The sequence below is a fragment of the Pantoea sp. R102 genome, from assembly GCF_004916815.1.
Lineage (GTDB): Bacteria > Pseudomonadota > Gammaproteobacteria > Enterobacterales > Enterobacteriaceae > Pantoea > Pantoea dispersa.
The window spans coordinates 1-1,207 of the sequence record NZ_SDFT01000299.1 but is presented as its reverse complement, the minus strand read 5'-3'; the positions used below and the strand labels follow the sequence as shown (position 1 = coordinate 1,207).

Here is a 1,207-nt window from a genome sequence, read left to right as displayed (position 1 = left end):
CTGCTGCTGACCTTTGGCTGTATGTGGCTGCTGCGCCGTAAAGTTAACGCGCTGTGGATCATCGTTGGCTTCTTTGCCATCGGTATCTTTGGTTACTGGATCGGCCTGCTCGGTCTGTAATCTCACCGCCGGGAGTCAGACTCCCGGCGTTTTTTGAACGGTGTGACCTGAGCGCCAACGCTGAGGTCACTTCGGTTGAGGAAGAAGCCTGTATGTCACTGACTGACGCCCTGATTGCCCTGCTGATCGCCGCTCTCGCCCTGTTTGCGATTTACGACGATGTCATCCTGCCCCGCCGCAATGGACCGACCCGACTGCGCGTCACCCTGCGTCGCCGCCATAAAATCGACAGCGGCATCTTTATCGTGCTGCTACTGATTCTGCTGTGGAACAACGTCAGCCATCATGGCCCGCAGCTCACCACCACTTTGCTAATGGTGCTGTGCTTTATGGCTATCTGGCTGTTCTGGATCCGCAGCCCGCGGCTGCTGATGAAAAATGACGGCCTGTTTTTTGCCAGCGTGTGGATCGATTACCGGCGTATTCAGAGTATGAACCTGTCAGAGGATGGCATTCTGGTGATGCAGCTGGAGCAGCGTCGCCTGCTGATTGCGGTGAAACAGCTCGACGACCTGGAGAAAATCTACCATACGCTGGTGGAGGCGCGTTAAACGCGCTGCCACAGCGTCAGGGTGAAATCCGCGTCACAGCTGAAGGTGGCGCTGGAGGCCAGCTGCTGCCACACCGCTTCACGCGCACGCCAGGCAAAGGGGGTCATCTGCAGCAGGCTCACCGCTTCCGCCCCGTTCAGTGTCATCGTGTAGTGAAGGTTTTGCTGATCGATCTGTTCAAATCCCGCATAGTTTTTCTCTTCCGCCGTATGCAACTGCACTTCGCGATAGATCAACGCCTTAAACTGCTGCAGATGGTGCGGCCCCGGCGTCACCGTCAGCAAATAGCCGCCAGGCCTGATGACGCGGCTCAGCTCCTGCTCGTTACAGGGCGCGTAAATGCGCACGATGGCGTCCAGTGAACCATCGGCAAACGGCAGGCGCTGGCTGGAGGCGACACAAAAGTTAACCGCGCGATAGCGCTTTGCCGCCATGCGCACCGCGGCTTTAGCCACATCCAGACCGTACAGCTGGCTGTCGGGCAACGCGGCAGCCAGGGCGGCGGTGTAATAGCCTTCGCCACAGCCGATATCCAG

At 58.3% G+C, this 1,207-nt stretch carries 3 protein-coding genes; 2 read left to right on the top strand and 1 reads right to left on the bottom strand.

Going from position 1 to position 1,207, the window contains the following annotated elements:
* Both ERD80_RS22115 and ERD80_RS22110 read left to right on the top strand, forming a co-directional pair.
* The coding region (locus tag ERD80_RS22115) for a PTS system mannose/fructose/sorbose family transporter subunit IID (protein WP_211145615.1) at positions 1-120 on the top strand (120 nt) is incomplete at its 5' end.
* A 92-nt stretch (positions 121-212) separates the two neighbouring features.
* Positions 213-671 (top strand): DUF986 family protein, encoded by a 459-nt coding sequence (locus ERD80_RS22110; protein WP_021510026.1) that lies wholly within the window; start codon positions 213-215, stop codon positions 669-671.
* Here the strand turns inward: ERD80_RS22110 and ERD80_RS22105 are convergent.
* A partial coding sequence (locus ERD80_RS22105; protein ID WP_136548571.1) for a methyltransferase domain-containing protein occupies positions 668-1,207 on the bottom strand: 540 nt, incomplete at its 5' end. The two genes, ERD80_RS22110 and ERD80_RS22105, sit on opposite strands and share 4 nt — an antisense overlap.

Excerpts from the sequence above, each read along its gene's own strand:
- ERD80_RS22110 (WP_021510026.1), top strand. The coding sequence starts at position 213 with ATGTCACTGACTGACGCCCTGATTGCCCTGCTGATCGCCGCTCTCGCC.